This is a genomic window from Achromobacter colocynthidis, from assembly GCF_057334535.1.
Genome location: NZ_JBHFIZ010000039.1, coordinates 542,263 through 565,259, shown reverse-complemented (window position 1 = coordinate 565,259; position 22,997 = coordinate 542,263). Strand labels below are relative to the sequence as shown.

Sequence of the window (22,997 nt, the reverse complement as noted above, 5' to 3'; positions counted from 1 at the left end):
GCCGCGCAAAAAAATGCGGCCCTTAAGCCGCATTTTTGTCAGCCGCCCTGGATCTTCTTCACCAGCGCCGTCGTGGAGCGTTCGAATTCGAACGGGATCGCCACCGCGCGGCCGCCCCAGCTTTTTACCAGCGCCGTTTCCGGCAGCGTTTCCATGTCGTAGTCGCCGCCCTTGACGATCAGGTCGGGCTTGATCTCGCCGATCAAGGCTTCGGGTGTGTCTTCATGGAACGACGTGACCACGGTCACGCAGCCCAGCGCGGCAAGTAGCGCGGCGCGGTCTTCCATGCGATTTAACGGACGTTCGGCGCCTTTGCCCAGGCGGCGGACCGACTCGTCGGTGTTCACCGCCACTACCAGCGTCGCGCCCAGCTGGGCGGCCTGGTCCAGATACGTGGCGTGGCCGCGATGCAGGATGTCGAAGACGCCGTTGGTGAATACCAGCGGCCGCGGCAGGCGGCCAGCGGCGATGGCGGCGACGCATTCGTCGCGGGACAGGACTTTGGATTCAAAACGGGCGGCGGACATGCGGCGATTATATCCGCGCATCCGCCGCCAAGAAGCAGCATCCCCGGGGGCTCTCCGGCGAGCTTTCCGGGCAGCATCTCGGCATCATTCCCGGCAGCATCCCGAGCAGCATCCCCCGCAACACGGCAGGCGGCCCAGAGCAGCCCGCCGCCCGAGAAATATCAGGCGCCGTCCAGGATGATCTTCTTTTCCTTGGGTACGACCAGCGCCGTCATTTCCTTGCGGTAGCGGTTCAGGTCCTTCACCGTTTCGAAGCTGCGATCCATCAGCTTGGACAAAATGTGCAGGATGCGGCTGGCGACCTTTTGTTCCCAGATGCCGTCAAAGCGGATCTGCGTGTCCAGCCAGTGCTCCAGCCAGCCCGGCTCGGGCAGGCGCGATTGCACGGTGTCGTTGGGGAACAGGTCTTTGTTCACGTGCAGGTTGGTCGGGTGCAGCGCCTGCTGCGTCCGGCCGGCCGAGGCCATCAGCACGCCGATCTTCGAGAACGCCAGGCGGGCCTGCTCGCTGGTGTCCTGGCCACGGTCATGCAGCGCGCGGCGCATGTATTGCAGATACGCGCCGGCATGGCGGGCTTCGTCTTGCGCCACGGTCTTGTAGATGGCCTTGATGACCGGTTCCGTGTGCCATTCGGCGGCACGGCGATACCAGTGGTTCAGGCGGATTTCGCCGCAGAAGTGCAGCATCAACGTTTCAAGTTCCGGTGCGGCGTCGAATTCGAAGCGCACGTTGTGCAGCTCTTCTTCAGTGGGAACCAGGTCCGGACGGAAGCGGCGCAGGTATTCGATCAGCACCAGCGAATGCTTCTGCTCTTCAAAGAACCACACCGACATGAATGCGCAGAAGTCACTGTCGCCGCGATTGTCGCGCAGGAACATCTCCGTGGCCGGCAGTGCCGCCCATTCGGTGATGGCGTTCATCTTGATGGTTTGCGCCTGCTCGTCAGAGAGCTTGCTGCGATCGAAATCCCCCCAGGGGATATCGTGAGCCATGTTCCAGCGCACCGCTTCCATGGTCTTGAAGAGTTCAGGATAAAGCATGGTCTGCCCTTGTATTCGTCCCGCTTGTGGGGCGATAGAAATTAATGAATGGCGCGCGCGTCTTGTCGGCGTGACGCTGCATTCATCCACCGCAGCGCTATTTTTCGCCGTTTCCCGCGAAGCTATGATGACCGTTTCATGAATGAAACATGACAGCGTTCGTCTAGATCATTGCGCCGCCTACCGGGTCAAGGCCCATATTGCGACCCCGATCGCAAGAGCCACTACCCCAACCAGCGCTGCAACCAGCCGGTTGTTCTGTTCCTGGGCGCGCCGCAGGTGAACCATCTCGGCCAGCAGCGCCGGCGAGACGTTCGGGCGGCTCAGGTGGTCATGGACCAGCCTGGGCAAAGCGGGCAGCATTTGCGACCACTGCGCGGCTTCTTTTTCCAGGCTTTGGCGCAAGCCCTTGAACCCGACACGCTGGCGCATCCAGCGTTCCAGATAAGGCTTGGCCGTCTTCCAGAGATCCAGGTCTGGGTCGAGCTGACGGCCCAATCCCTCGACGTTCAGCAAGGTCTTTTGCAGCAAGACCAGTTGCGGCTGGATCTCTACATTGAACCGGCGCGACGTCTGGAACAGGCGGAGCAGGACCTGCCCCAGCGAGATCTCGGACAGCGGCCGGTCAAAGTACGGTTCGCAGACGGCGCGCACGGCGCCCTCCAGTTCTTCTTCGCGCGTGTCGGCGGGTACCCAGCCCGATTCGATATGCAGTTGCGCCACACGCCGGTAATCGCGGTGGAAGAAGGCCAGGAAATTCTGCGCCAGATAATTTTTGTCGAACTCGGACAGCGAGCCCACGATGCCGAAGTCCAGCGCGATGTAGCTGCCAAGCGTGTCAGGGCGGTCCGACACATAGATGTTGCCGGGGTGCATGTCGGCGTGGAAGAAGCCGTCGGTGAACACCTGCGTGAAGAAGATCTCCACCCCGGTGCGCGCCAGCGTCGGGATGTCGATGCCCGCCTCGCGCATGCGCTGCACCTGGCCCACCGGCATGCCGTACATGCGTTGCATCGTGAACACGGTGGATGCCGTGTATTCCCAGATCACCTCGGGCACGATCAGCATGTCGCCCCGGCCGGATTCCGGGCCGAAATTGCGGCGCAACTGGCTGCAGTTGGACGCTTCGCGCACCAGGTCGAGTTCGTCGTGCAGGTATTTGTCGAATTCGGCCACGACTTCGCGCGGCTTCAGGCGGCGGCCGTCGGCGCCCAGGCGCTCGATGATGCGCGCCACGATCTTCAGCAGCGACAGGTCTTTTTCGATGATGCCCAACATGCCGGGCCGCAACACTTTCACGGCGACCTCGCGGCCGTCGTGCAGCACGGCAAAGTGCACCTGCGCGATCGACGCCGACGCCACCGGGTCTACATCGAACTGTGCAAACAGCTTTTCGGGCGGCGCGCCCAGCGCGGCCTCGATGCAGGCCGCCGCCTGTGCCGACGGGAACGGGGGCACGCGGTCTTGCAGCAAGGCAAGTTCGTCAGCGATATCAGCGGGGATCAGGTCGCGCCGGGTGGACAGCACCTGGCCGAACTTCACAAAGATGGGGCCCAGCGACTCCAGCGCCAGGCGCAGGCGCTGCCCACGGGGCTGGCGCGGGCGTGTGCCCAGGCGGATGACGCGCAACAGGCAGGTGGCCAGCGGGTGGTTCAGGCTGGACAGGACGAGCTCGTCCAGGCCATAGCGCAGGGATACAACGATGATGCGAAGCAGGCGCAGCAGGGGAAACATGGATCAGGCACCCCGCTTTGCACTGGCGGAAGCCAGACGGGTTTGCAGCGCACCGGCCGAACGCGCCAGCGCGTCCGCGCGCGTGTTCAGCTCGGCCAGGTCCAGGCGCCATTGCTCCAGTGCGGGGCGGCCCACCAGCACGCCGCTTTCTTCGGCCAGGTATTCAGACACGTTTTCGGCCAGCCGCTTGCTGGCCGTGCGTGCGCCGTCGGCCGCCGCGCGCGCGCCGCCCACGATGCGCAGGGCGGCGATATCGCCCACCACGCGGGCCAGCGCGTCTTCGGGATCCCAGCGCAACTGCTTGGACAGATCAGCCACCACCTGCGCCAGGGCGGCATCACCCGAGATGTGCGTGGCTTCGGCGAAATCAGGCGCTTCGCGATCATCGCCCAAGCCTCCGAGACGCGGCAGGGGCAGTTTTTCAGGGGCGACCGTCAAGGTCACGTCGGGCACCACGGCCGGGTCGGCTTGCGCGGCCAGGCCTTCGCTGTCGATCGTCAGGGCCAGCGTAAAGGCGCCCAGCGCAAATCGCACGGTCTTGCCCGCGTGCTTCGCCAGGCGCTCGCGCGCCCAGTCCTCGCGCCGCAACAAGGCGTTGAGCGCGCTGACAGCCATTCGCGAGGGGGTGGGCAGGAACGAAAAAGGCAGCATGACGGTCTGCAACGACCCGGTGGCCGGGGTTGCCGAAATTAGTGGCTAAATCGGGAGTGTAACGGGTTAGATGCGAGCGCGTTTCAGGCAGCGGGACAAGGAAAAACCGGCCCATCTAGGGCCGGTTCTATCGGATGCCGGGTGGCATCCTTCAGCAGTGGACAGGGTCAACCCCGGCCAAACAGCGTTTAGCTGGCCAGATCCACGGGGATCTGTTGAATGCCGGCCAACAGCCAGCCGCCATTGGCGGGCTTGAACAGGTTCCAGACTTCTTCGAAGCGGAAGGCCTCGGTACCCGGGGCCTCGCGCAGCATGCCGGAGAAGCGCACGCTGGCCAGGTGGCCGTCGGATACGGTCTCGATACCCAGCATTTCAGCGTTCAGCAGGACCACTTCGGTCTTGTTGGGCGCCGCGCCGCGCTCGGCCAATTGCGGCTTGAGCTCGGTGATCAGGTCATCGGTCAGGAAGTCGCGCAGACCGTCGGTGCTGCCGCTGTCCCAAACGGCCTGGATGCGGACAAACTGCTCCTTGGCCTGCTTCAGGAAGGCGGGCGTGTCGAAGTCGCCCGGCACGAACCAGTTGTTGTCCGCGCCCGCCTGGGGCAGCACAGCCGGAGGCGCCACAGGCGCGGCGGCAGCAGCAGCGGCCGGAGCGGCAGCGGCGGTCGGCTTCAGCGCTTCACGCCACATGGGCTGCTGTTGCTGGCCCGGTGCGTTGTTGGCGCCATTGAACGCGCCTTGCGTTGCCGTACGCGGACCGGCGCCACGCAGGCGACGGATGATGAACATGACAGCGAACACGACAGCGGCGATCAGCAGCGCGGAACCGAGGAATTCGGCGAACGCGCCCGACAAGCCCATGCTGGACAACAGGGCGGCGATACCCAGGCCAGCGGCGATGCCGGCGATGGGGCCAAGCCAGCGCGACGCGCCGCTCTTGGCGGCGGCGCCCGCGGCACCTGCCGTGGCAGCGCCTGCGGCGGCCGGAGCCGCAGTGGCGCCGGCCGTGTTGTTGGCGGCGGCCGGCGGCGTGGTGGCCTGGCGCTGCTGGGTCACATTGGAGGATTGACGGCCGACGCTGCTGCCACCACCCGCGCGACGGGCTTCGGCATCAAACGATGCCGTGACCAACGCCGCGCCGGAAACGGCGATGAGCGCCGCGGCGACAAACCGCGAAAAACAGAATTTGGACATAGAGTTTGCTCCCTCGTACTCGCGCCCCCGCTGCCCCGAGCAGCAAGGAGTCCCACGGACAGCGGGACCTATTCGCGACTTTTCTTACAGTAATCTGAACGCCGTAAGAATAACGGACAAGCGGCCGCCCCACAAGTTCCCCGTGGGGGACGAATCATCCGATGAACATGCCGGGTTCAGCCCAGGCGCACGCCTTCATGCAGGGCGGCGATGCCGGCGGTCAGGTTGAAGTACTGCACCCGTTCCAGGCCGGCGGTACGCAGCATGTCGGCCAGGGTTTCCTGGTCGGGATGCATGCGGATGGATTCAGCCAGATAGCGGTAGCTGGCCTCGTCGTTAGCAATTTTCTTGCCCAGCCAAGGCAATACGTTGAAGGAATACCAGTCGTAGGCGGGCGACAAGGGCTTGGCCACGCGCGAAAATTCCAGCACCAGCAGCTTGCCCCCCGGCTTGAGCACCCGCGCCATTTCAGCCAGCGCACGGTCCTTGTGGGTCATGTTGCGCAGGCCGAAGGCCACGCTGACACGGTCGAAATACCCGGTGGGGAACGGCAGGCGCTCGGCGTCGCACACGGTGGTGGGCAGCAGTAAGCCGGCGTCGGTCATGCGGTCGCGGCCTACGCGCAGCATGGAATCGTTGATGTCGGTCAGCCAGACCTCGCCCGTGGGGCCGGCGCGCTTGGCGAACGCCTTGGCCAGATCGCCCGTGCCGCCGGCAATGTCCAGCACCTTCATGCCGGGGCGGATGGCGGCGCGGCCAATGGTGAAGGCCTTCCAGATGCGGTGCAGGCCCGCCGACATGAAGTCGTTCATGACGTCGTAGCGCTGGGCGACCGAATGGAAAACTTCAGCGACCTTACGGGCCTTTTCGCCTTCCGGCACCGTTTGGAAGCCGAAATGCGTGGATGAGTCGTTGGATTGCGCGGAATGTTGCGATTCGGAGGGGTTTTGCATAGTGAATTCCCGATATATCGGGCAATGGTAGCCTATCGGGCATGCGGCGGCGGCTCGAAAACCCGCCCTGAAAGCGCCTGGCGGTCACATACCTGAAATATTGCGGCCATACTATCGCAATGTTCGCGCCGCGCCGGCGCTCAGAAGCGTGCCAAATTCGCCATGTCCAGCACCATCCTCGTCGTCGAAGACGAACCCGCAATCCAGGAACTGATCGCCGTCAACCTGTCCTTCGCGGGGCACAAAGTGCTGCGCGCCTTCGACGCCGACCAAGCCCAGACCCTTATCCGCGCCGAATTGCCCGACCTGATCCTGCTGGACTGGATGCTGCCCGGCACCTCCGGCCTGGCCATGGCACGCAAGCTGCGCAATGACGAGCGCACCCGCGCCGTGCCGGTCATCATGCTGACCGCCAAGGGTTCCGAACAAGACAAGGTTGACGGCCTGGAAGCCGGCGCCGACGACTACATCACCAAGCCCTTCTCGCCCAAAGAGTTGATGGCCCGCATCAAGGCCGTGCTGCGCCGCCGCGCGCCCCAGCTGACCGACGACGTCATCGACGTGGGCGGCCTGAAGCTGGATCCGGTGACGCATCGCCTGTCGGGCAACAGCCAGTCGCTGCAGATCGGCCCCACCGAATTCCGCCTGCTGCACTTCTTCATGACCCACCCCGAGCGCGTGTTCTCGCGCTCGCAACTGCTGGACCAGGTCTGGGGCGACCACGTGTTCGTTGAAGAACGCACCGTGGACGTGCATATCCGTCGCTTGCGCAAGGCGCTGGAACCCAGCGGCCACGACGCGCACGTGGAAACGGTCCGTGGTAGCGGTTACCGGTTTACGGCACAGCTTCCGACGCGGTAAAACTCCCGCACGATGATCTGGCTGCGCACACTTTTCCTGGTCGCCCTGTGGGCGGTGATTGCCTTACTGGCGCAATGGCTCATAGGAGACCCCGCGGGCTGGATTGTATTTTCAGCCGCACAGGCCACCATGCTGCTTTGGCGCAGTTGGCGCCTGACGCTGGTTTCCCGTTGGGCCAATCAGCCCGACACCTCGCCCCCCGCTTCCGTCGGCCCCTGGGACGACATCCTTGCCCCCCTTTACCGCTACACCCGCGCGCGTGCCCGTGAGCTGACCGAAACCCGCGACACCATGCAAGGCATGCTGGCCGCCGCCCAGGCCTTGCCGGACGGCGCGGTCACGCTGAATGAAGATTTTCAGATTGACTGGTGCAACCGCATGGCGCGCCAGCATCTGGGCCTGCGCCTGCCGGCCGACCGTGGTCACAATCTGCTGAACCTGCTGCGCGCCCCGGAGTTCGTGGAATACGCGCATCGGCCCGCGTGGCCCGAGCCCATCCTGGTGCGCCTGGGCCAACAGGGGCAGGAACGCTTGATGATGATGCAGCTGACGTCCTACGCCAGCAACCAGCGCCTGCTCATCACCCGCGACGTGACGCAGATCGAACGCTTGGAAACGACGCGTCGCGACTTCGTCGCCAACGTGTCGCACGAACTGCGCACGCCGCTGACGGTGCTGGCGGGCTTTCTGGAAACGCTGCGCGACATGCCCGCCGACGCGCTGCCCGAAGAACAGCGCGCGCAGTACATCGACATGATGCACGAGCAAGCCCAGCGCATGCAGGCCATCGTGGAAGATCTGCTGACCTTGTCCACGCTGGAATCGTCGCCGGGCAGCGACCCGCGCGCCATCAACATGGGCGCGCTGCTGCAAAAGGCGCGCCAGCAGATCGAAGCGCTGTCGGGCGGACGCCATGTGCTCGAATGGCATATAGACGAAGCGCTGGACGTGCTGGGCGCCGAGACGGAACTGACCTCTGCCTTGTCCAACCTGCTGACCAACGCGGTGCGCTATACGCCCGATGGCGGCACGATCACTGTGCGCTGGGCACGCGAGCCCGATGGCGGCGCGCGCTATAGCGTGCAGGACACCGGCATCGGCATCCCCGCGCGCCACCTGCCGCGCCTGACCGAACGCTTCTACCGCGTGGATCGCGGGCGCTCGCGTGCGGTCGGCGGCACTGGCCTGGGGCTGGCGATCACCAAGCACATCGCCATGCGCCACGACGCCGAACTGCTGATCACCAGCGAACCCGGCAAGGGCAGCGTTTTCACCCTGCGTTTTCCGCCCGAACGCATCGCCGTGGACGAAGCTGAATAAGGGGCTGCGGCTTCGGCCGCAATCCCGGCTGCCCCCGCCCCTCGCCCGCACCGCGCTCGCGACGCGGGTGGTAAATTCCGGGCCATGCGCATCCTGGTCATCGAAGACGAACCCAAGCTGGCCGACTACCTGAATAAGGGCCTGTCGGAACAGAGCCATGTCGTGGACGTGGCGCGCGACGGCGTGGACGGCCTGCATCTGGCGCTGGAAGGCGCGTACGACCTGATCGTGCTGGACGTGATGCTGCCCGGCGTGGACGGCTTCGGCATTCTGGCCGCCGTGCGGGCGCGCAAAGACACTCCCATCCTGATGCTGACCGCGCGCGACGCGGTGGAAGACCGCGTGCGCGGCCTGGAAGGCGGCGCCGACGACTACCTGGTCAAGCCCTTTGCCTTTTCGGAATTCCTGGCGCGAGTGCAGGCGCTGTTGCGCCGTGGCCGCGCGCAGGAACCCACGCTGCTGCGGCTGGCCGACCTGGAACTGGATCTGGCCAGCCGTCGCGCCCAGCGCGGCGGGCGCCGGCTGGACCTGCCCGCCAAGGAATTCAGCCTGCTTGCGCTGCTGCTGCGCCGCCAGGGCCAGGTGCTGTCGCGCACCACGCTGGCCGAACAGGTGTGGGACATGAATTTCGACAGCGATACCAATGTCATCGACGTGGCGGTGCGCCGCCTGCGCAGCAAACTGGACGACCCCTACGAAGCCAAGCTGCTGCATACCGTGCGCGGCATGGGCTATGTGCTGGAGTCGCGCAGCCAGCCGCTGCCGCCATGACGCCGGCTGACGAATGGCCGCGCCCATGAGGTCACTCCGATGACACCGCCCCGCCCCAAGCCGCCCCGCATGCGCTCGATGCAAGCCCGGCTGACGCTGTTGCTGGGCGCCATTGCGCTGCTGGTGTCCAGCCTGGCGGGCGCGACCTTGTTCTGGGCGCTCAAGCGCGAAGTCGAGCGCCAGGAAATCACCGAGGTCAGCGGCAAGCTGGAACTGATCGACCACTTGATCGACATGCAGAACAGCGCCAGCGGCCTGCAAGACCTGGCCGCCACCTTTGACCAGATGCGCGCGGGACAAGGCCAGTTGGGCATCTGGATCGTGGACGCGCAAGGCCACGCCGTCTATGGCGGACCGCCGCCTGAAACGCTGGACACGGTCAACGGCCGGCAGGTGGTGCTGCAAACCGCCGACGGCGGCCGCATGCGCGGTTTGCGCGTCGCCATGAACGACCGCATCCTGCCCGGCGCGCAATTGACCGTGGCGGTCAGTACCCGCACCAGCTCGCAATTCCTTTACGCCTATGGCACGGCGCTGGTGCTGATCTGCGCGCTGTGGGTGGGCGCGACCGTGGTGCTGGCCGCCTGGGCCGTGCGACGCAGCATGGCCCCCACTCGGCGCCTGTCGGAACAGGCCGCGCGCATCCAGCCCGACAACCTGGCGCACCGTTTGCCGCTTGAAGACACCGACCGCGAACTGCATGACCTGGTGCGCTCGTTCAACCGCACGCTGGAACGCCTGCAAGCGGCCTATCAGCAAATGGAAGGGTTCAACGCCGACGTGGCGCATGAGCTGCGCACGCCGCTGGCCACGCTGATCAACGGCGCCCAGGTCATGCTGTCGTCGCCGCGCGATGCCGCCGAACTGCGCGACGCGCTGGAATCCAACCTGGAAGAACTTGAAGACCTGAAGACGCTGGTCAACGACATGCTGTTCCTGGCCCGCGCCGATCGGGGCGAACAGGCGGCCGACCTGGCGCCCGTGTCATTGGCCGCCGAAGCGCGGCGGGTGGCTGACTACTACGAGGCCATGCTGGAGGCACAAGGCGTGCGCCTGCGCTGCGAGGGCGATGCGACGGTGGCGGCCAACCCCGGCCTGGTGCGCCGGGCACTGGCCAACCTGATCGCCAACGCCATCAAGGCCACGCCAGCCGGAAGCGAAATCGTGCTGACCTGCTCCGCGCAAACGGCGGGCGCGCGCGTGGAAGTGCGCAACCCCGGCACGCCGATTCCGGCGGCGGACCTGCCCCGCATCTTTGACCGCTTCTTCCGGTCGGGCGCATCGCGCGCGCCGCGCAGCGAAGGCCACGGCCTGGGGCTGGCCATCGTGCGCGCCATCGCCCGCATGCATGGCGGCGATGTCGATGCGGCGTCCGACGCGAACGGCACGGTGGTGGGCATCACACTGAAGGGTTCTCACTCGACCCAGAACCGGTCCCTGACCAACGCGCCGGCGAACATTACAAAACCGTAATCTAGGCGACAGAATCAGGTCACCCCGGCTTTCCTAAAGTGTCATCACGGTCACTCCTTCAAGGACTTTCGTGAAAGACGCTCTGCCCCGCTTCCGCCCCGCCGCGAAGCCCATGGGCACCTCATCTCTTGCCCGCCGCCGCTTTGTGCAAGGCCTGGCCACGGGCGGCGCGTTGGCGGCGCTGGGCGGCTGGCGCGCCGCCGGGGCCGCGCCCGCACCCGCCCTCACCGCCGAACTACGCGGCACCGAATTCCATCTGGAGATCGGTGAAACACCCGTGAACTACACCGGCGCGGCCCGCATCGCCACCACGGTCAACGGCCAGTTACCCGCGCCCATACTGCGCTGGCGAGAAGGCGACACGGTCACGCTGCACGTCACGAACCGGCTGCGCGAACAAACGTCGATTCATTGGCACGGCATTCTTCTGCCTTCCAACATGGACGGCGTGCCAGGCATGAGCTTTGGCGGCATCGACCCCGGCCAGACGTTTACCTACCGCTTTCCGGTGCGTCAAAGCGGCACGTACTGGTATCACAGCCATTCGGGCTTTCAGGAACAGACCGGCCTGTACGGTGCCATCGTCATCGACCCACGCCATCACGACCCCGTCGCCTTCGACCGCGAGCACACGGTGCTGTTGTCCGACTGGACGGACGAAGATCCCATGCGGCTGTTCAACAAGCTCAAGGTGATGCCCGATTACTACAACGGCATCCAGCCCAGCGTCCAGAGCCTGTCGGCCGACGCGCGCGAGCACGGCTGGCGCGCCGCGCTGTCCGAACGGCTGATGTGGGAGCAGATGCGCATGAACCCGTCGGACCTGGCGGACGTGTCCGGCGCCACCTACACCTTCCTGACCAACGGCGCCACGCCCGCCGGCAACTGGACGGGGCTGTTCAAACCGGGCGAACGCATCCGGCTGCGCTTCATCAACGGCTCGGCGATGACCTACTTCGATGTGCGCATTCCCGGCCTGAAGATGACGGTGGTGGCCGCCGACGGACAGGACGTGCGGCCGGTGGAGATAGAGGAATTCCGCATTGGCGTGGCGGAAACCTATGACGTCATCGTCGAACCCAAAGACGAGCGTGCCTACACCATCTTCTCGCAAGCCATGGACCGTTCGGGGTACGCCCGCGCCACGCTGGCGCCGCGCGCCGGCATGCAGGCGGACCTCCCCGCGCTGGACCGCGTGCAACTGCTGGGCATGATGGATATGGGGATGTCGCATGACATGGGCGCAAGCAAGGAAGCCCCCATGGACGATGCCGGCGGCACGGACCATGGCGCGATGAACCACGGCGCCGTGCCCGGCCTGGAACACGGCGACGCGCACGGTTCAGGGGCTGGCGAAGGCGGCATGGTTCAAGTCCAACACCCCTACGCCACGGAACGCGGCGTGGGCAATTCCATGTTGCCGGACCAGGTGTCGACGCGCCTGGACGACCCGGGCGTGGGCCTGCGCAACAACGGCCGCCGCGTGCTCACCTATGCGGACCTGCATTCACTGCGCGAACCCGACGACAAGCGCGCGCCATCGCGCGAGATCGAACTGCATCTGACGGGCAACATGGAACGCTACATGTGGTCGTTCAACGGCGTGAAGTTTTCGGACGCCAAGCCCATCGTGCTGCGCTACGGCGAGCGCGTGCGCTTTGTGCTGGTCAACGACACGATGATGACGCACCCCATCCACCTGCATGGCCTGTGGAGCGACCTGGAGTCGCCCGACGGCGCTTTCCAGGTCCGCAAGCACACCATCACGCTCAACCCCGCGCAGCGGCTCAGCTACCGGGTCAGCGCCGACGCGCGCGGGCTCTGGGCATACCACTGCCACCTGCTGTATCACATGGAGGCCGGTATGTTCAGAGCGGTCGTGGTGGAGTAATCAATGACGCTTTCGATGAAACCCTCAATGACATCGAGCACACGGCAACTGAAGCTGTGCGCCGTGGCAATGGCAATGACGCTGGCCGCGGCAGGCGCGCAGGCGCAGTCCCCCGCCGCGGATCATGGCACGATGGACCATTCCAGCATGGACCACGGCGCGACGCCCTCACCCGAGCCGGCCGCGACAGACCACTCCAGCATGGACCACGGCGCGACGCCGCCAACTGCTCCGGCCGCGATGGATCACGCGGACATGAACCATGACGCCCCCGCTTCAGTTTCGCCGCCCCTGGGCAGCCTGCCGTCCAGCGACGGCGCGGGGGAACGCGGCTACGACAGCTATGGCATCCACCCACACATGATGGACAACGCGCCTACTTGGCAGGTGCTGTTCGACAAATTCGGCGTATCGCGCAACCGCGATGGCCAGAACGCGCTGGAGTGGGATGGCCGCTTCTGGTTCGGCACCGCCACCGACCGCCTGGTCGTGAAGAGCGAAGGCGAACGCGAAAACGGTGGCGGCTCGGACGGCAAGGTCGAAGCCTTCTGGAGCCACGCGGTATCGCCCTTCTGGGACCTGCAACTGGGCGCGCGCCGCGACATCGGCACCGGCCCCAAGCGCAACTGGGCCGCCTTCGGCATTGAAGGCGTGCTGCCTTACAACGTAGAACTGGAAACCACCGCGTATGTGGGCGCGTCGGGCCGCACGGCGCTGGCGCTGAAGGCCGAATACGACCTGCTGCTGACGCAACGGCTGATCTTCACGCCCGAGCTGGAAGCCAGCCTGTATGGCAAGTCCGATGCCGAACGCGGCATCGGGTCGGGCCTGTCCACGGGCTCGCTGTCCTTGCGCTTGCGCTATGAAGTCACGCGCGAATTCGCGCCGTATATCGGCGTATCCTTTGAACGAAAGTTCGGCCAGACGGCGCGCTACGCGTCGGACGCCGGCGCCAGCCGATCGCAGACCGCCGTCATGGCCGGCGTGCGATTCTGGTTCTGACGCACACTTGCCCTTGTCCATCACCCTGATCGGAGCATCATGAACGTATCCCGACTGACTCGCCTGGTTCTTGCCGCCGCGCTCTGCGCGCCGGCGTTCGCCACCGCCCAAGGCCCCATCAAGGTCGAGGTCTGGAAAACGCCCACCTGTGGCTGCTGCGAAGACTGGGTCAAGCACATGCGGGACAACGGCTTCATCGTCACCACCCACGATGTGCAAGACACCGGCCCCATCCGCCGCAACGCGGGCATGGCGGACTACGGCTCTTGCCACACCGCGATGGTCGACGGCTACGCGGTCGAAGGCCACGTGCCCGCCAGCGACGTACGCCGCCTGCTGCTGGAAAAGCCCGACGCCGCCGGCCTGGCCGCCCCCGGCATGCCGCTGGGTTCGCCGGGCATGGACGGCCCCGAGTACGGCGGCAGAAAGACGCCGCACGACGTGCTGCTGGTCGGCAAGCAAGGCGACGCCCAGGTGTTTCAGGCCTATCGTTGAAACAATTCATCCACACCGGCTCAATGGCTACTCCTTGCACTGCAGCAAAAATGCGCCACAATAAATAACAAGCTTTCTCACCACCCCCTGGCAGTCATGGCAAAAATCGTCCTGTTCGAGAACATCCACCCGAGCGCCCGCGCGGTCTTCGAAGCCGCCGGCTACACCGATATCGTCACGCACGCAGCGGCCTTGCCGCCGTCGCAGATGCACGACGCCCTGCGCGGCGCGCAGGTGGCGGGGATCCGTTCTCGCACGCACCTGGACGCCGCCTTGCTGTCCAGCCCCGACCTGCGCGTGGTGGGCTGCTTTTGCATCGGCACCAACCAGGTCGACCTGGACGCGGCCATGCAGCGCGGCATCCCGGTATTCAACGCACCGTTCTCCAACACCCGCTCGGTTGCCGAACTGGTGCTGGGCGAAGCAATTCTGCTGCTGCGCCGTATTCCGGAAAAGAACGCCCGCGTGCATTTGGGCCATTGGGACAAAAGCGCCGCGGGCGCGTTTGAAACCCGGGGCAAGACGCTGGGCATCGTGGGCTACGGCAACATCGGCTCGCAGATCAGCACGCTGGCCGAAAGCCTGGGCATGCGCGTCATTTACCACGACGTCGAAGCCAAGCTGCCGCTAGGCAATGCACGCCCCGCCGGCACGCTCAACGAGTTGCTGGAGCAAGCCGACGTGGTCACGCTGCACGTGCCGGGCGGCAAGTCGACCGAGAACATCATGAATGCGGAGACCATTGCGCGCATGCAGCGCGGGGCCATCCTCATCAACGCCTCGCGCGGCACGGTGGTGGACATCGACGCGCTGCACGCGGCGCTGAAGTCCGGCCACCTGGCCGGCGCGGCGCTGGACGTTTTCCCGACCGAGCCCAAGAGCGCCGACGAACCCTTGGCCAGCCCCTTGATCGGCATGCCCAACGTGATTCTGACGCCCCACATCGGCGGCAGCACGCAGGAATCGCAAGAGAACATCGGCCGTGAAGTGGCCGAGAAGCTGGTGCGTTTCATGCAGGCGGGCACCACCAAGGGCGCAGTCAATTTCCCCGAGTTGCCCTACCTGGAACCAGCCGGCGCCACCCGCATCCTGCACGTCCACCGCAACGCGCCGGGCGCGCTGGGCACGCTGGACAACCTGATGGCGCAACATGGTTTGAACATCGTCAGCCAGACACTGCAAACCAAGGGGCAAATCGGCTACGTCATCACCGACGTAGAAGGCCAGGTCGACGACATCGTCATGACCACCCTGCGCAGCCACCCCATCACCGTCCGCTGCGACAAACTGTAGGGTGGGTAGGATGGGTGCAGCGCGCGAGACCTTTGGCAAGAACACCGCCGGGTTTCGCGCGAAACCCATCATGCGGCGCTGCCTATATGGCTGCTGCCGTTTTGGGTTTACCGCTGCTTGATGGGTTGCGCGCGGTTTACGGCTGCTTTTTTCTGACGCGCCTGCCGCGCTTCACCCATCCTACGAACCACACACTGCGACTGTAGGATGGGTGCAGCGCGCGAGACCTTTGGCAAGAACACCGCCGGGTTTCGCGCGAAACCCATCATGCGGCGTTGCCTATATGGCTACTGCCGTTTTGGGTTTACCGCTGCTTGATGGGTTGCGCGCGATTTACGGCTGCTTTTTTCTTACGCGCCTGCCGCGCTTCACCCATCCTACGAACCACACACTGCGACTGTAGGATGGGTGCAGCGCGCGAGACCCTTGGCAAGAACACCGCCGGATTTCGCGCGAAACCCATCATGCGGCGTTGCCTATATGGCTGCTGCCGTTTTGGGTTTACCGCTGCTTGATGGGTTGCGCGCGTTTTACGGCCGCTTTTTTCTGACGCGCCTGCCGCGCTTCACCCATCCTACGAGCTTGCTGCCTCGGCTAAACATTCCGCCATTTTTTCGCGCACGCTGCCGGCATCGAAAGGCAGGCGGCCGATGATGCCGATTTCGCGCTGAAAGGCATGGTCTCCTAGCGGCAGCAGGCGTAACCCCGTCACGTCCAGCCCGCGCAATTGCGGCAGCAGCGCCACGCCCACGCCGTGCCGCACCATGCTGGCAATCGCCTCAATCTCATCAAGCTCCACGGCCTCGTGCACGTTGATGCGATGTTTCTTCAGGAAGATATCCACCACGCGCCCACCAAACGATGCACGGTCGTAACGGATGAACGGTTGCGTGGCCAGCAACTCACGCCAGGGTGCCACGGGCATGGATTCCGGCATGGCCAGAACCACCGGCTCACTCAGCAAACGCTGCCAGCCCAGTTCCGGCGGCAGCGCAAAAGGCGGGCGGATCAGCACCGCCATGTCCACCTCGCCCGCGTCCACCTGCCCCAACAGCGACAGCGACACGCCCGGCACCACGCGCACCCGCACGTCGGGATACACGGCTCGAAACCGGCCCAGCGCGCCGACCAGCAAGTCTTGCTGCACCGAAGCAATCGCCCCGATACGCAAAGACCCGCTGACCTGCCCGGCGCCGGCCGTCGTGACCATGCGTTCGGCCATGGCCACCAATTCTTCCGCCTGCGGCAGCATCTCGCGGCCATGGGCGTTCAAGACAGCCGCGCGCGCGCTGCGATCAAACAGCGCCACGCCCAGGTATTCCTCCAGGCGCTTGATCTGGGCGCTGACCGCCGACTGCGTCAGGCCCAGATGCGTGCCGGCTCCTGTGAAGGTGCCATCCCGCGCCACAGCGATGAATGTTTTGAACTCTTTGATCACGATCAATTTTTTCGATGCTAAGACACAAAAAATATCGTTTTTCAATCAAAAAAACAATACCTAAACTATGCCCTGGAGCTTGTGATCAGCAACACCCAAGCAAGCATCCGCATCACCATCACACTTTGAATGATCCGGAGTTTTTCATGACCGCCCAAACCAACCTGCCGCCGTTCCATTTGGCCTTCCCGGTCCGCGACCTGGCCGAAGCCCGCGCCTTCTACGGCGAAACGCTGGGCTGTCCCGAAGGCCGTAGCTCGAACGAATGGATCGACTTCAACTTCTACGGCCACCAGATCGTTGCCCACCTGGCTCCCAGCGAATGCGGCCACAACGCCACCAGCGCCGTTGACTCGCACAACGTGCCCGTGCGCCATTTCGGCGCCGTGCTTTCCATGGAACAATGGGAAGCCATGTCCAAGCGCCTGATCGACGCCGGCACGGAATTCGTCATCGAACCGTACATCCGCTTCAAGGGCGAAGTGGGCGAACAAGCCACGATGTTCTTCCTGGATCCGTCGGGCAACGCCCTGGAATTCAAGGCATTCAAGAACATGGATTCGCTCTTCGCCAAGTAATCCGCCCAACAGGTGCCGCGCCGTTGAACGATTCTTCCGAACCTCCTTCCTCGGCCCGTCCCCGCTGGCGCATCCTGCCTCAGGGTGACCGCTGCATCGTCGTCTCGTTCGGCGACCGCATCGACGCCGACCTTGGCCGCACCTGCCTGGCCGCCGCGCGCAAACTGCGCGACGCGCGCTGGGCGGGCGTCACCGACGTGGTGCCGTCGTTTGCCGCCGTCGCGGTGCATTACCGGCCCGACGGCCTGGGCAACGGCCCCACCTGCGCCAACCTGACCGACCGCATCAACGCCTTACTGGCCGAAGGCATACCCGCCGACGCCGTGGGCGGACGCGACATCGACATTCCCGTTTGCTATGGCGGCGAACATGGGCCCGACCTGGCCGACGTGGCGCAGGCCGCGGGCCTGTCGCCCGACGCCATCATCGCCCTGCACAGCCAGCGCCGCAGCATGGTCTTCATGCTGGGATTCGCGCCGGGCCATGCCTATCTGGGCGTGCATGATGAACCGCTGAACATTCCACGCCGGGCCTCGCCGCGCACCGCCGTCCCCGCAGGCGCCGTCGCGGTCGCCAACCGCCAGACGGTGATCTACCCGAGCCGCCTGCCGGGCGGCTGGAACATCATCGGCGCCACCCCACTGACCCTGTTCGACCCTGCCCGCGAACCCGCATCGCTGCTGCAACCTGGTGATTCCGTCCGCTTCGTGCCGATTGCGCCCGAGGAATTCGACCGCATCCGCAAAGGCCAGCCATGAGCGTGACCGTCATCAAACCCGGCATGCTGTCCAGCTTTCAGGACCGGGGCCGCGAGGGCTACCAGCACCAGGGCATTCCCGCCGCGGGCGCGATGGACGAGCGCGCGCACCGGCTTGCCAATGCGCTGGCCGGTAACACGGGCGACCCCGCCACGCTGGAAATCACGCTGACAGGCCCCACCCTGCGTTTTGACTTGCCGGCCTGTTTTGCCTTGGCTGGCGCCGACCTGGGCGCCACGCTGAATGGCCAGGACATTCCCGTGCATCGCCCGCTGGTGGCCCGTGCGGGCGACACGCTGGCCTTCGGCGCCCGTGCCGCAACAGGCGTGCGCGCTTACCTGGCGGTACACGGCGGCTTTGCGTTGCCGTCGGTGATGGGTAGCGAAAGCACATATTTGCGCAGCGGCTTCGGCGGTTTCAAGGGACGCGCGCTGGCCAAGGGCGACCAGATTGCGCTGCGCACACCGCTGGCGGAGGGCCGCGACCTGGACGCCCTGCATCAGGCGCTGTGGGATCTGCGCATCTATCTGCCCGGCATGGTGGCCAATAAACTGCGCGAGTCCATCCGCTTTCTGCCCGGCATGCACTGGGAAGCGTTTTCGGAGGCCTCGCGACTAGCCTTCACCACGGCCGAATTCCGCATCAGCCCGCAGTCGGATCGCATGGGCTATCGCCTGCTCGGCCCGGCATTGAACATGGACGCGCCGCGCCAGATGCTGTCTGAGGCCGCCTGTTTCGGTACGGTGCAGGTGCCCGCGGGCGGCGAGGCCATCATCCTGATGGCCGACCGGCAGACCACGGGCGGTTATCCCAAGATTGCGCAGATCGCCACGGTGGACCTGCCGGCGCTGGCGCAGGCCGCGCCCGGCCAAACCTTGCGTTTTCAGCAGATAACGATGGAAGACGCGCAGCGCCTAGACAGTGACCGGGAACGCGCTTTTGTGCAATTGCAGGACGCCTTGGCGCCACTGCGCGCAGTGCTGGCACCAGTTTGACGAACCGGGCGGATCAGCCCCGGGCGTAGCGGGCGGGCGTGTCCGCCGTGTCCGGCACCGCCGTCTGCCCGGCGGCCTCGCGGTAAGCCTCCAGGATGCTTGGCAGCACTTCCAGCACATACGTGCGCGTCAACTCAGCAGCGCGGTCAACGTCGCGTGCCGTCAACGCCAGCGTGATGCTGTTGGTGTACGACTGGATCACATGCGTTTGCACCGACCGCTTGGCCAGCAGAAAGCGCAGCGGCTCCACCTGTTCATAGAGCTTGCTCAGCATGCTGGTCAGCGGGGTGTTGCCCGTGTAGCGGGCGCAGGCCAGATAGAACTCGCGCGCCGCCGCGATGCAGGCCCGCGCGTCGCGCTGGGCCATGGCGGACGCGATCGCCTGATCGTAGCTGCGCAGTTCGACCACCAGCGGCGCCAAGTCTTGCATGTCGGCCAACTGGCGCATGCAATACGCCTCCAGTTCGGCGCGCAGCATGTACAGGTGGCGGATCTGCGCTTCGGTATAGAGCGTGGCCCGAAAGCCCTTGCGTTGGATATGCGTGACCAGGCCACTCAGTTCCAGCAGGCGCAGCGCCTCCCGGATCGGGCTGCGGCTGGTGCCGAAACGCTGCTCCAGTTCTTGCTCCCGCAAGGGCTGGCCTGGCCGGATCGTGCCATCCACGATCAACGCGCGGATTTGTTCCTGCAGAAAATACGGAATCGTGGCGGGCGCTTTGACGTCCAATCGGCTCCCCTTTGTACTGCGCGAGGCATGGTATGAGACAGCGAGAAGATACTAGAAATCTATTGAAACACAAATAAGAAAATTGTTGCAGAGCCGAATTCGGGCCACAGGCGACGCCGGCAGGCGCTCAGTGACCGCCGATCAGTGCCAATCGTCCCGATACACGAATTTCGGCATCTGCCAGTTGAAACGCAACGCCAACAGCCGCAGCGCCAGGCCCGCCACCAGCGCAAGCGGCACGGCCGCGTTGGCCGACAGGCCAAGCGATTGGCCGCCCAGGTACAGCGCCCCGGTCACCACCGACACGCTGGCGTAGAGTTCCTTGCGAAACAGCAGCGGCACTTCGTTGCAGAGCACATCGCGCAGCACCCCGCCCGCGCAGCCGGTGATCATGCCGCTGATCAGCACGACGGTAATGGGCAACTGCATCATCTGCGCCACCTGGCAGCCAATGACGGTAAAGGCCACCAGGCCCAGCGCGTCGGCCAGCAGGAACAGGCTGCGCAGCCGCCGCATCACCGGCGCGATCAACGCCGTCAGAATGGCCGCGCCCCCCGTCATCCACAGGTACTCGGGGTGGATGACCCAGGTCAGCGGGTAATGCCCCAGCAGCACGTCGCGCAGCGATCCGCCGCCCAGCGCGGTCACGCAAGCAATGATGCACACGCCCATCCAGTCCATGTCGCGCCGGCCGGCCGACAGCGCCGCGGTCATCGCTTCGGCCACGATGGCGACCAGGTACAGCGTGTGCAGCAACAAGGGGGATATGTCGGAGAGCATGGGGAAAATTCAGGAATGACGGGGATCGGACCCTGCCCGCAATCGGGCAAGTAACGGCGACAAAAGCTTGAGCCGCAAGGCAAGGCTGGCCCCCATTGTATTGAGACTGACCTGGCGCAAGGCGGGATTGCCACCCGTGCTGTCATCCCCTACGCTGGACCGTGCGTTGATATCCATCAATTCCCGATTTGCATCGCGGCGAGACAATCGGGACATGCCCTTCAAGGGCCAGAAAGCCAGGCTGCGCGGACGCGGGGTTCGTCACCCTGGCTGCAACCGGGAGATAAAGATATGACACAGCAAACAGGCCCCATCCTTTTGGCGACCGACCTGAGCGCGCGCGGCGACCGCGCCCTGGACCGCGCGCTACAGCTTGCCCGCGAACTCGGCACCCAGCTGATCGTGCTGCACGTCATGGAAAGCCACGCCACAACGGCGCGCCTGACCACCCCGGTCTGGCGGCGGCTGTCCACCGACCACAAGGCGCTGGCCGAACGCGAGCTGGCCGAAGACCTGGCCGCAGCCGACGTCTCCACCGAAGTGGTCGTCGTATCGGGCGACCCCCTCACGCGCATCATCGAAACCGCCGACAGCTATGGCTGCTCGCTGATCGTTACCGGGACCGCGCGCGACGAAACCCTGGGCCGGCTGCTGCTGGGCACCACCGTCGAAAAGCTCGCCCGCCAGGCGCGCCAGCCGGTGCTGGTGGTGAAGACCCGTCCGCGCAAGCCGTATCGCGACGTGCTGGTCGCCACCGACTTTTCGGATGGATCGCGCCATGCCCTGCGTGCCGCGCTGCAACTGGTGCCCAACGCCAACCTGACGCTGTTCCACGCTTATGACGTGCCGTTCAAGGGCAATGCCGCGCCCGACGATGCCGTCACGCGCAGCTTCTACAAGGGCGCGGAGCAGAGCGCGCGGGAATTCACCGCCAACACGCCCGAATTGGCGGGCCGCACGCCACCCCAGGTGGTGCTGGAACCCGGCCAGCCCGAGACCGTGCTGTCGGAATATTCGTTCCACCATCGCTCAGACCTGGTGGTGACGGGCACGCATGGCCGCACCGGCATCCTGCGCACCGCGATCGGCAGCGTGGCCGAGCGCCTGCTGGAATCCCTGCCCAGCGACGTGCTGATCGTCCGGTTGCAAGACGAAAGCTAGTCTGAAAATGGCGGCGCTTAAAGCGCCGCCATTTTTTTAGCCTGCCCGCCGTCGCGTCAGGCCTGGTCGCCCTGCTTTTCCATCGTGTCGATGGTGCCGCGCAAGACCTGCAACAGCACCAGCCCCGGCAAGGCGATCACCACCGTCAACAGGAAGAAGCCAGGCCAGCCCATATGCTCCACCAGCGGCGGGGTCAGCGGCCCGGCCAGATAGGTGCGGCCCACGGCCGACAACGCGGACAGCAGCGCAAACTGTGTCGCGGAAAACCGCCGTTGGCACAGCGCCATCAACAGGCCCACGAAAGACGCCGTGCCCAGCCCGCCGCACAGGTTTTCAATACCCACGCCGGTGGCCATCAGCCACAGCGTTTTCGGGCTGATGGCGATCAGCCAATATGCCAGGTTCGACACCGCCTGCAACAGGCCGAAGGCCATCAGCGAGCGGTACAAGCCCCAGCGCGACATCAAGGACCCGCCGGCCAGCGCGCCCACGATGGTGGCGGCCAGGCCAAGCACCTTGTTGACGGTACCGACCTCGGTGGGCGAGAAGCCCGCGCCACGTATCAGGAAGGTGGTGGACAAGGCGCCCGCGAAGGCGTCGCCCAGCTTGTACAGCACGATCAGCGCCAATATCGACAGCGCGCCGCGACGGGTGAAGAATTCGTGCAACGGCTCGCCGATTGCCTCACCCAGGTTGCGCGGCGCGCGCGCGACGTGCTCGGGCTCGGGCGCCAGCAGCGTGGCGATCGCGCACAGCAGCATCAGGCCGCCCATCAGCACATAGGTATAGCCCCAGCCGATCCACTGGTCCGCCATGATCAGCGCCAAGCCGCCGGACGCAATCATCGCCAGCCGGTAGCCCATGACCTTGACCGCCGCGCCGGCGCCGCGTTCCTCCTTGCGCAACACGTCCGTGCAATAGGCGTCGAACGCGATGTCCTGCGTGGCGGACAGGAATGCGACCAGCACCGCCAGCATGGCCAGCGGCATCAGCGCGGTGGACGGCGACAGCGCGCCCATCACCATGATCGCCACGGCCAGCAGTAGTTGCGTCAGCAGCATCCAGCCCCGGCGCCGGCCCAACAGGGGCGGCACATAGCGGTCAACAAAGGGAGCCCAAAGAAACTTGATGGTGTAGGCAGTGCCCACCAGCGTAAGAAACCCGATTTCCTGAAGCGGCACCCCTTCGACGGTGGCCCAGGCCTGCAAGGTACCGCCGGTTAGCGCCAAGGGCAGTCCGCTGGCAAAGCCCAGGACCAGCAAGGGGGCCACGCGGGGGCTGGTATAGACGTTGGATACAGCGGTAATGACGGTCTCCTGAAACGCGGCGGGGGGGGGGGGGGGGGGGGGGGGGGGG

Annotated in this window: 22 protein-coding genes; 12 read left to right on the top strand and 10 right to left on the bottom strand. The window is 65.4% G+C overall.

Going from position 1 to position 22,997, the window contains the following annotated elements; all coding sequences use genetic code 11:
• Positions 1–38: 38 nt before the first annotated feature.
• The 6 genes from rfaE2 to ubiE form a co-directional block, all read right to left on the bottom strand.
• On the bottom strand, positions 39–527 hold the full coding sequence (rfaE2, locus tag ACE04A_RS29000; RefSeq protein WP_447987847.1) for a D-glycero-beta-D-manno-heptose 1-phosphate adenylyltransferase: 489 nt from the start codon (positions 525–527) through the stop codon (positions 39–41).
• A 161-nt stretch (positions 528–688) separates the two neighbouring features.
• A complete protein-coding gene (locus ACE04A_RS28995) occupies positions 689–1,567 on the bottom strand; it encodes a ferritin-like domain-containing protein (RefSeq protein ID WP_279995117.1) in 879 nt (292 codons plus the stop codon).
• 180 nt (positions 1,568–1,747) lie between these two features.
• Positions 1,748–3,301 (bottom strand): ubiquinone biosynthesis regulatory protein kinase UbiB, encoded by a 1,554-nt coding sequence (gene ubiB / locus ACE04A_RS28990; RefSeq protein ID WP_279995118.1) that lies wholly within the window; start codon positions 3,299–3,301, stop codon positions 1,748–1,750.
• Positions 3,302–3,304: 3 nt separating this feature from the next.
• Entirely contained in the window at positions 3,305–3,952 is a 648-nt protein-coding gene (locus ACE04A_RS28985) for a ubiquinone biosynthesis accessory factor UbiJ (protein WP_259252883.1), read from the bottom strand.
• 188 nt (positions 3,953–4,140) lie between these two features.
• The gene (locus ACE04A_RS28980; RefSeq protein ID WP_279995120.1) at positions 4,141–5,145 is read right to left on the bottom strand and encodes a Tim44 domain-containing protein; all 1,005 of its coding nucleotides are present in this window, start codon (positions 5,143–5,145) and stop codon (positions 4,141–4,143) included.
• 176 nt (positions 5,146–5,321) lie between these two features.
• Positions 5,322–6,098: a bifunctional demethylmenaquinone methyltransferase/2-methoxy-6-polyprenyl-1,4-benzoquinol methylase UbiE gene (gene ubiE / locus ACE04A_RS28975; RefSeq protein ID WP_259252881.1), complete on the bottom strand. Its 777-nt coding sequence runs from the start codon at positions 6,096–6,098 to the stop codon at positions 5,322–5,324.
• A 162-nt stretch (positions 6,099–6,260) separates the two neighbouring features.
• On the opposite strand from ubiE, the gene phoB reads away from it, so the two are divergent.
• The 8 genes from phoB to serA all read left to right on the top strand — a co-directional run bounded on the left by phoB (position 6,261) and on the right by serA (position 15,204).
• Complete coding sequence (gene phoB / locus ACE04A_RS28970; RefSeq protein WP_006227196.1) at positions 6,261–6,959, top strand: phosphate regulon transcriptional regulator PhoB; 699 nt, start codon at positions 6,261–6,263, stop codon at positions 6,957–6,959.
• A 12-nt stretch (positions 6,960–6,971) separates the two neighbouring features.
• A complete protein-coding gene (phoR, locus tag ACE04A_RS28965; RefSeq protein WP_259252880.1) occupies positions 6,972–8,279 on the top strand; it encodes a phosphate regulon sensor histidine kinase PhoR in 1,308 nt (435 codons plus the stop codon).
• An 84-nt stretch (positions 8,280–8,363) separates the two neighbouring features.
• Positions 8,364–9,050: a heavy metal response regulator transcription factor gene (locus ACE04A_RS28960; protein ID WP_485820769.1), complete on the top strand. Its 687-nt coding sequence runs from the start codon at positions 8,364–8,366 to the stop codon at positions 9,048–9,050.
• Positions 9,051–9,089: 39 nt separating this feature from the next.
• Positions 9,090–10,523: a heavy metal sensor histidine kinase gene (locus ACE04A_RS28955; RefSeq protein WP_448716993.1), complete on the top strand. Its 1,434-nt coding sequence runs from the start codon at positions 9,090–9,092 to the stop codon at positions 10,521–10,523.
• Positions 10,524–10,635: 112 nt separating this feature from the next.
• On the top strand, positions 10,636–12,414 hold the full coding sequence (locus ACE04A_RS28950) for a copper resistance system multicopper oxidase (RefSeq protein ID WP_485820768.1): 1,779 nt from the start codon (positions 10,636–10,638) through the stop codon (positions 12,412–12,414).
• Between the two features lie 27 nt (positions 12,415–12,441).
• The gene (locus ACE04A_RS28945; RefSeq protein WP_448716990.1) at positions 12,442–13,416 is read left to right on the top strand and encodes a copper resistance protein B; all 975 of its coding nucleotides are present in this window, start codon (positions 12,442–12,444) and stop codon (positions 13,414–13,416) included.
• A gap of 39 nt (positions 13,417–13,455) precedes the next feature.
• Positions 13,456–13,911, top strand: a complete 456-nt coding sequence (locus ACE04A_RS28940; RefSeq protein ID WP_259252875.1) for a DUF411 domain-containing protein — start codon at positions 13,456–13,458, stop codon at positions 13,909–13,911.
• A gap of 96 nt (positions 13,912–14,007) precedes the next feature.
• On the top strand, positions 14,008–15,204 hold the full coding sequence (gene serA / locus ACE04A_RS28935; RefSeq protein WP_259252874.1) for a phosphoglycerate dehydrogenase: 1,197 nt from the start codon (positions 14,008–14,010) through the stop codon (positions 15,202–15,204).
• Positions 15,205–15,778: 574 nt separating this feature from the next.
• Here the strand turns inward: serA and ACE04A_RS28930 are convergent.
• Positions 15,779–16,642 carry a LysR family transcriptional regulator gene (locus ACE04A_RS28930; RefSeq protein WP_438860055.1) on the bottom strand — a complete coding sequence of 288 codons (864 nt, stop codon included), beginning with the start codon at positions 16,640–16,642 and terminating at the stop codon, positions 15,779–15,781.
• Between the two features lie 146 nt (positions 16,643–16,788).
• Between ACE04A_RS28930 and ACE04A_RS28925 the strand changes: the two genes are divergently transcribed.
• The 3 genes from ACE04A_RS28925 to ACE04A_RS28915 are packed head-to-tail and all read left to right on the top strand — an operon-like array spanning position 16,789 to position 18,973.
• Entirely contained in the window at positions 16,789–17,220 is a 432-nt protein-coding gene (locus ACE04A_RS28925) for a VOC family protein (RefSeq protein ID WP_100853321.1), read from the top strand.
• 23 nt (positions 17,221–17,243) lie between these two features.
• The gene (pxpB, locus tag ACE04A_RS28920) at positions 17,244–17,978 is read left to right on the top strand and encodes a 5-oxoprolinase subunit PxpB (protein ID WP_438860054.1); all 735 of its coding nucleotides are present in this window, start codon (positions 17,244–17,246) and stop codon (positions 17,976–17,978) included.
• Positions 17,975–18,973 (top strand): 5-oxoprolinase subunit C family protein, encoded by a 999-nt coding sequence (locus ACE04A_RS28915; protein WP_448716988.1) that lies wholly within the window; start codon positions 17,975–17,977, stop codon positions 18,971–18,973. The genes pxpB and ACE04A_RS28915 overlap by 4 nt, the downstream gene beginning before the upstream one ends.
• 13 nt (positions 18,974–18,986) lie before the next feature.
• On the opposite strand, the gene ACE04A_RS28910 is transcribed toward ACE04A_RS28915, so the two are convergent.
• Complete coding sequence (locus ACE04A_RS28910) at positions 18,987–19,700, bottom strand: GntR family transcriptional regulator (protein ID WP_259252871.1); 714 nt, start codon at positions 19,698–19,700, stop codon at positions 18,987–18,989.
• Positions 19,701–19,841: 141 nt separating this feature from the next.
• Complete coding sequence (locus ACE04A_RS28905) at positions 19,842–20,480, bottom strand: trimeric intracellular cation channel family protein (RefSeq protein WP_050449121.1); 639 nt, start codon at positions 20,478–20,480, stop codon at positions 19,842–19,844.
• A 291-nt stretch (positions 20,481–20,771) separates the two neighbouring features.
• Here ACE04A_RS28905 and ACE04A_RS28900 point away from each other — a divergent pair, with 291 nt between their 5' ends.
• Entirely contained in the window at positions 20,772–21,641 is an 870-nt protein-coding gene (locus ACE04A_RS28900) for a universal stress protein (RefSeq protein WP_259252870.1), read from the top strand.
• 56 nt (positions 21,642–21,697) lie between these two features.
• On the opposite strand, the gene ACE04A_RS28895 is transcribed toward ACE04A_RS28900, so the two are convergent.
• The gene (locus ACE04A_RS28895) at positions 21,698–22,948 is read right to left on the bottom strand and encodes a muropeptide transporter (RefSeq protein WP_259252912.1); all 1,251 of its coding nucleotides are present in this window, start codon (positions 22,946–22,948) and stop codon (positions 21,698–21,700) included.
• Between the last annotated feature and the right edge of the window lie 49 nt (positions 22,949–22,997).